Consider the following 6,603-nt stretch of genomic DNA (forward strand, 5'->3'; position numbering starts at 1 on the left):
GCGTTTGCCGAACGCGAGCGAAACAGCCCCGGAATCGGGCACGAATCCGCGCGCACCTGACAATCGCGCTCGCGTTTGCGCCGCCGATCGGGCTCAGGCAGGGGCGAGGAAAGCCGCCAGCGCGTCGGCGTATGCCTTCACGTCGCCGGCTCCCATCAACTCTCGGGACGAGTGCATGGCGAGTTGCGCTGCGCCGACGTCCACTGTCGACAACCCGGTGCGTGACGCGGTGATGGGCCCGATGGTCGATCCACACGGTAGATCCGCGCGATGGACGTAGCGCTGCAACGGTACGTCGGCTTGCTCGCAGGCCAGTGCGAATGCACCGGCACCGGCGGAATCGGTTGCGTAGCGCAGGTTTTGGTTGACCTTGAGTACCGGTCCGCCGCCGAGTTCGATGCGATGTGCAGGCTCGTGACGATCCGGGTAGTTCGGATGCGTCGCGTGCGCCATATCGCCCGAGGCACAGATGGATCCGGCCATCGTGCGCAAAAATTCCTCACGACCGCCGCCGCGCCCGAGCACGATGCGTTCGAGCACGGTGTTGAGCAGGTCCGAGAACGCGCCGCGGTCGGACATACTGCCGACTTCCTCGTGGTCGAACAGTGCCAGCACCGGAGTGACGTCGGTCGGATTCTCCACTGCCGCAAGCAAAGCCTGCGTTCCGGCGTAACACGTGCCCTGGTTGTCCAGACGCGGCGCACTGACCAACTCGGATTCGACGCCCACCACCGCGCTGGGCGCCAGGTCGTGTGTCATCAGTTCCCAGCCCAGCACCGAACCGGGATCGACGCCTTCGCGGTCGGCGACGTAGGAGATGAACGATCGTGGCGAGTTACCCACGCCCCAAATGGCATTGACGTGCCGCTGCGGATCGAGCGTGACGCCTTTGCGGTCCTCGGACAGGTGGATCGCCAGCTGCGGAACACGGAGGATCGGCTCGTCCACCTTGACGAGCACCTCGCGAGCGGTGTTGCCGTCGCGCACGCTGAGCCGGCCGGAGATACCCAGGTCGCGATCGAGCCAGGAGTTCAGCCAGGCACCGCCGTACGGCTCCAGGCCGACCATCTGCCAACCCGCCGATTCGAGATCGGGATGCTGCTTCACGCGGAGATTGGGGCTGTCGGTGTGCCCGCCGACGATACGGAAGGGGCCATCAGGAGTGGAGCCTGCGGAACGACCCGAATTGATGTGCTCGGTGCTCCACGCGACGAGAGAACCGCCGCGGATCAAGTAGTAGCGGCCTGGTTCGGTCGGCCAGGCATCGGTCTCGTCCAGACGCACGAATCCGGCGTCCTCGAGCTGCACCGACACCGTCCGACACACATGGAACGGGGACGGCGAGACGTCGACGAAGTTGCAGAGACCGGCAGCAGAGGCAGAGGACGACATGGGAACCATTGTGTCAGCCGCCGCGTCGAACACCCCGAGAGCACACACCGACCGGGGGAGAAACATGAAGATCGAGCCGAGACCGAACCAACACGTCGCTCACGCAACCACACTCGCCATCGTTCGAATGAAAACGATCGAAGCATTTCGTACCCGCGGGATGGTGGTGCACCGTGAGGACGCGACCACGCTCGGTGCGGAGTCGGGTGCACGCTTCCCGCTCGACAACGTGTTCGCCCGCTGCTCGGGTGCGCCCCGGTCGGCGTGGGACGGCATCATCGGCGGCCATGTCCAGGTCATGATCGAGGCGATGCGCGAGTCCGCTCCGGCGTTCATCGCAGGCCTGTCCGACGACGAGTTCCACTCGAAGCTCCGTGAACGCGTCGTCGCGCCGTGCGTATTGGAATCGGTGGGTTCGTACAGTTATTCGGTTCCCCTGCTCGCGGCACCCGATGCGCCGAGGCGGGTGTTGAATCTGTCGTCTCCGAATCGAGCTCTGACGTTGTCCGACAGTCACTTCGAGGGTCGCGACATCGACGCGGCGTGGGCTGCGGGTCGGAAGAACACTGCGGCGATCGAGTTCGAGGGAGCGCAGTTGCTCGAACGCGAGGGGGTCTGCATCGAGGTGCTCGACGGCGATTCGATCTATCTTGCGTCGAAGATCGCCGATATGACCACGTTGATTTCGTCGCATCTGGGCGAATGCCTGTACGGCGTACTCTTCGCCGTCCCCAACGCGTACGAATTCGCCTTTCACCGGCCCCGCGCCGCCGACGACGCAGTCGCCGCAGCCACCGCACTCGCCGAGCTGGCCGACGTGTTCTCTCGAGATACACCGAGCCCACTGTCGCGCTCGGTGTTCTTCTGGCGAGACGGCGAGTACTGCGATGTGACGCACGGGCCTACGGGTATCTTCACCTCAGCGTTGACCGAACTACGCGCACGCGCGGCCTGACTGCGATCACGTGCCGACAGACCCGCTATTCGGGCGGCGGAGTGGTCGATCGTCCCGCTGCAGCGTCGCGAATCCAGTCGGGTACGGGTTGATGATCAAGTTCGGCCATGGTGATGTACGCGCGGGCAGCGGCAGCGGCGACCGTTGGCCGTGGTGCTTTGATGTTGCGTTCGTCGGTGGTGGTCATCGCGGGTCCTCCTGCTCGCTCTCGCCGTCAGTGTCCTCGGTTTCGCGTGGTTGCGCCAGTGCGCGACGTGCAGACCGGCCCGCACGGCCAGCAGCACCTTGCGTTCGGCGCTGGTGATGAGAGCGACCCCGACGACGGCCAGAACGCCGACGACGAGGGTCACCCACGATTGGGCGGGCATCCGCTGCTCAGTGCGCCCCGGATACGCAGAACACGTTGTCGTCGGGATCGCTCAGCGTCACCCAGCGAAAGTCACCCATGGTGTGCTGCTGGATCTCGGTCGCACCCGACTCGACCAGCCGAGAGACCTCGTCGTCGAGGTTCTCGGCGGTCATGTCGAGGTGGACGCGATTCTTACCCGGCGTCGGGTCGTCGACCTTCTGGAAGGCCAGTCGATACGGGGCCGAAGCGAGTGCGACGACGTAGAACCAGCCGTCGTTCTCCTCGACGACCGATCCGTCGACCTGTGAGGCCCACCAGCGAGCGAGCGGGCCCGGGTCGGTGGAATCGAACGTGATCATGCCCAGGGTCAGTGTCATGGCGGAAGATTAGACCCACCCACCGACACGAAGATCAGGCGTTGACGATCGCGTCCAGTGCCGAGTAGAAGATGCCGAGCCCGTCGTCGCTCGGGCCGGTCAACGGCTCGGTGGCGTGCTCGGGGTGGGGCATCAGGCCGACGATCCGACCGTTCGCCGACGAGATTCCGGCGATACCGCGCTGCGACCCGTTGGGGTTGCTCCCGCTGTAGCGGAACACGACGCGGCCTTCACCTTCGAGCTCGTCGAGCACGCTCTGCGATGCCTGGAATCGGCCCTCGGCGTTCTTGACCGGAATCAAGATCTCGGCATCCTGCTCGTATCGCGACGACCATGCCGTGCCGGCATTCTCGACCTTCAACCACTGGTCGCGGCACACGAAATGCAGGCCCTCGTTGCGCGTCAACGCACCGGGAAGCAGTCCGACCTCGCACAACACCTGAAAACCGTTGCAGATACCCAGGATCGGTATCCCGCCCTCTGCCGCCTTGACGACGGACTCCATCACGGGAGCGAAGCGGGCGATCGCACCGGCCCGCAGATAGTCGCCGTACGAGAATCCGCCGGGGACGACGATGGCGTCGACGTTCTTCAGATCGGCGTCGGCGTGCCACAGGCTGACGGCCTCGCCGCCGGCGAGAGTCACGGCGCGGGATGCGTCGACGTCGTCGAGAGTTCCGGGGAACGTGATGACTCCTACGCGGGCGCTCATGAGATGCGGGTCACTTTCCAGTCCTCGATCACCGTGTTGGCGAGCAGCGATTCGGCAATTCTCTCGAGTTCGGCATCGTCGACGGAATCGTCGATCTCCAGCTCGAAGCGCTTGCCCTGACGCACATCGGACACACCGGAGATTCCCAGCCGGCCCAGCGCACCTGCGATGGCCTGACCCTGCGGATCGAGAATCTCGGCCTTGGGCATGACATCGACTACGACTCGGGCCACGAAAGCGCTCCTTGAAATACGTACAGCAAGACAGTTACCGGCAGGTGGGAGTCTACGCAGCCCTGGCCAGCGGAGCGAAACCGCGCTTACTGTGGAGTGCATGCGGCTGACACACTTCGGACATTCCTGCGTTCTGGTCGAACTCAACGGCACAACGGTGCTGTTCGATCCCGGCACGTTCTCTCACGGATTCGAGGGCATCACCGGACTCGACGCCATCCTGGTCACTCACCAGCACCCGGATCATGTTGATCTGCAGCGACTTCCCGCGCTTCTCGACGCCAATCCCCGCGCCGAGCTGCATGCCGATCCCATGACGGCAGGCCAGCTCGGAGGGAAATGGATCGCGGCCCCGGCGGGCAAGGACTTCTCCGTGGGCGGCATCACCGTCACCGGAGTCGGCGGCACGCACGCCGTCATCCATCCGGAACTGCCGGAGATCGACAACACCGGTTACCTTCTCGGCACTCCCGAGAACCCGGGGCAACTGTTCCATCCCGGTGACTCGTTGTTCGTTCCCGAGCACCAGGTCGAGGTACTGGCACTGCCCGCGGCCGCACCGTGGTCGAAGCTGTCCGAGACGGTCGAGTTCCTGCGTGCGGTGGCACCGAGAATGGCCTTCCCCATCCATCAGGCCGTGGTCGCGGAACAGGCGAGGGGCATCTACTACGGCCGCTTCAAGGACATGTCCGACGCCGAAATCCGCGAACTCCCCGAGGAATCGTCCATCTCGATCTAGCCGGTGACCTCGGGCGGGAGGGTGCCGATCATGGTCACTTGCGTTCCGTCCCACTGGTAGTCGATCGTCGCCGGTCCGCCGGTCGGGTTCGCATTGGCGTCACCGGCGAGTGGCCAGCGGTAGTTCACTGTGATCGTGTCGGCGGACTGTGCCGCCACCGACGTGAACCCGTACGGCTCCAGCGTCGCGGTGCCGAGGTACTCGGCGTCGTGGAAGAAGAGCAGATGCGTCGGCGAGCTGACCGTCGCGCCGTACGGGAGGGCTTCGACCCAGGTGAACGACGCACAGGGATCGCCCATGTCGGTGGCGACCCACGGTGAATCTGCGAACACGAGCGGCAGCGAGTCCACCGCCTGCGGTACCGGCCCCCACGTCAGATCCAGGCACAGTGGCTCGGCTTCCGACGGACCCATGGGGACCAGGTCGCTGGCCTCCTCCGGTGGCGTTCGCTGCGGCTGCGCTCCCTCGGTCACGGTGGCCGGGGCGGGTGTCAGCGGTGCCAAGCTCGTCGCTGTGGTCGTCGGAACGGCCGAGGACGGTGCTGCCGACGGCGTTCCTTGCTCCGATCCGCCGCACGCGACGAGAGCTGTTGCACCGACTGCGAGGAGCAGAAGTCGTTTCATGAAGACCACCTGGTTCGATTTGCCCGACGTCAGGTATGTCCACTCGCAAACGCGTTCCGTTACATCACATTTCGATCAAGGGGTCGTTACATTCACGGCGCAGGCGATTGTTGCTCCACTCCCCGCCCGGTACGCGGTATTTCAGCGGAAGCCGCCACAGAGTGGAGCGCCAGTTGCACTCGTCAGTCGAGCCGAACCAATTCCCGCAGTGCCGACTCGTCCACCGCGTCGAGTCCGTCCAAGAATACAGCGGCGAAGGTACCCGGACGCGACGTCGAGCGAGCCGCAATCTCCGACGCGACCGCCACGTGCGCGTGCGCGGCGACGGCACCGATCAACGCAGACGGAGAAACGGAACAGTACGCAGCCGTCAGCGCACCCAATGCGCATCCGGTGGCCGTAACTCGTTGCAGCAGTGCGCTTCCGCCGCCGATCTTCACCGTCGAGCCTTGCGCGAAGATGTGGTCGACCTCCCCCGAGGCCGCTACGACCTCGGCGCGGTCGAGGAGAGAACGCGCCGCGTCGACGGAATCCGCCACGTGCGCAGACGAATCCACGCCTCTCGATCCACCCTCGGCGCCCGCGAGGCCCATCACCTCGGAAGCATTCGCGCGAATCACACTGGGTCGGTTGGCAAGTATTTCCACCGCGACCTGGGTTCGCCACGGCAGCCCGCCCGCGCCCACCGGATCGAGTACCCACGGCTTCTCCGCTGCTCGTGCGGCAGCGGACGCCAGACGAGAACTTTCCACCTGCGCGGCCGTCGGAGTTCCGAGATTGACCAGCACCGCGTCGGCGATCTCGGCGAAGCCGGCCGCTTCCTCCGGATTGTCGACCATCGCCGGAGCCGCACCTGCCGCGAGCAGGGCATTTGCGACAAATTGCACTGACACCGTATTGGTCAGACACTGCACCAGCGGATTGCGATCACGCAGCAGCCGATGCGCGGCAACGATGTCGTCCAGGGTCACACTCGAGGCATTCATCGCTGTCGAGTCTACGACCGCTCCCACCCCGTTCGCGTCAATGGACCACCCCACCCCCTTCGGATCAATGCGCCTTTCTTGCAATCTGAGTGACTGAAAGCCACATTGATCCCAATTGGAGGTACAGAGCAAGCCGGGGGCGAGAACGACGACGGCCATGACGACCAGTTGCAGGACCAAAACCTGGCCCGCCACGCTCAGCGGCCGCTTCGAGGACAACACATTCCTTTCAGACAA

At 64.9% G+C, this 6,603-nt stretch carries 9 protein-coding genes; 2 read left to right on the plus strand and 7 right to left on the minus strand.

Translation table 11 applies throughout. The features are described 5' to 3' along the window. Window positions 1-93: 93 nt before the first annotated feature. The gene (locus CH262_RS21900) at window positions 94-1,401 is read right to left on the minus strand and encodes a M18 family aminopeptidase (protein ID WP_032373773.1); all 1,308 of its coding nucleotides are present in this window, start codon (window positions 1,399-1,401) and stop codon (window positions 94-96) included. Between the two features lie 118 nt (window positions 1,402-1,519). On the opposite strand from CH262_RS21900, the gene CH262_RS21905 reads away from it, so the two are divergent. Then, complete coding sequence (locus CH262_RS21905; protein ID WP_179275084.1) at window positions 1,520-2,347, plus strand: hypothetical protein; 828 nt, start codon at window positions 1,520-1,522, stop codon at window positions 2,345-2,347. Between the two features lie 25 nt (window positions 2,348-2,372). Here CH262_RS21905 and CH262_RS27820 read toward each other — a convergent pair whose 3' ends face one another. The 4 genes from CH262_RS27820 to purS form a co-directional block, all read right to left on the minus strand. After that, entirely contained in the window at window positions 2,373-2,534 is a 162-nt protein-coding gene (locus CH262_RS27820; RefSeq protein ID WP_179275085.1) for a hypothetical protein, read from the minus strand. Window positions 2,535-2,722: 188 nt separating this feature from the next. Further along, the gene (locus CH262_RS21910; RefSeq protein WP_094718472.1) at window positions 2,723-3,073 is read right to left on the minus strand and encodes a VOC family protein; all 351 of its coding nucleotides are present in this window, start codon (window positions 3,071-3,073) and stop codon (window positions 2,723-2,725) included. Window positions 3,074-3,107: 34 nt separating this feature from the next. Next, complete coding sequence (gene purQ, locus CH262_RS21915) at window positions 3,108-3,785, minus strand: phosphoribosylformylglycinamidine synthase subunit PurQ (RefSeq protein WP_094718473.1); 678 nt, start codon at window positions 3,783-3,785, stop codon at window positions 3,108-3,110. Further along, a complete protein-coding gene (purS, locus tag CH262_RS21920) occupies window positions 3,782-4,018 on the minus strand; it encodes a phosphoribosylformylglycinamidine synthase subunit PurS (RefSeq protein ID WP_094718474.1) in 237 nt (78 codons plus the stop codon). The genes purQ and purS overlap by 4 nt, the downstream gene beginning before the upstream one ends. A 100-nt stretch (window positions 4,019-4,118) precedes the next feature. Between purS and CH262_RS21925 the strand changes: the two genes are divergently transcribed. Next, window positions 4,119-4,757 (plus strand): MBL fold metallo-hydrolase, encoded by a 639-nt coding sequence (locus CH262_RS21925; RefSeq protein ID WP_094718475.1) that lies wholly within the window; start codon window positions 4,119-4,121, stop codon window positions 4,755-4,757. Here the strand turns inward: CH262_RS21925 and CH262_RS21930 are convergent. Next, a complete protein-coding gene (locus tag CH262_RS21930; RefSeq protein WP_094718476.1) occupies window positions 4,754-5,380 on the minus strand; it encodes an LppP/LprE family lipoprotein in 627 nt (208 codons plus the stop codon). The two genes, CH262_RS21925 and CH262_RS21930, sit on opposite strands and share 4 nt — an antisense overlap. A gap of 182 nt (window positions 5,381-5,562) precedes the next feature. Further along, window positions 5,563-6,366, minus strand: a complete 804-nt coding sequence (gene thiM / locus CH262_RS21935) for a hydroxyethylthiazole kinase (protein ID WP_094718481.1) — start codon at window positions 6,364-6,366, stop codon at window positions 5,563-5,565. Window positions 6,367-6,603 lie beyond the last annotated feature (237 nt).

It is taken from the genome of Rhodococcus sp. 05-2255-1e (genome assembly GCF_002259025.1).
GTDB lineage: Bacteria > Actinomycetota > Actinomycetes > Mycobacteriales > Mycobacteriaceae > Rhodococcoides > Rhodococcoides fascians.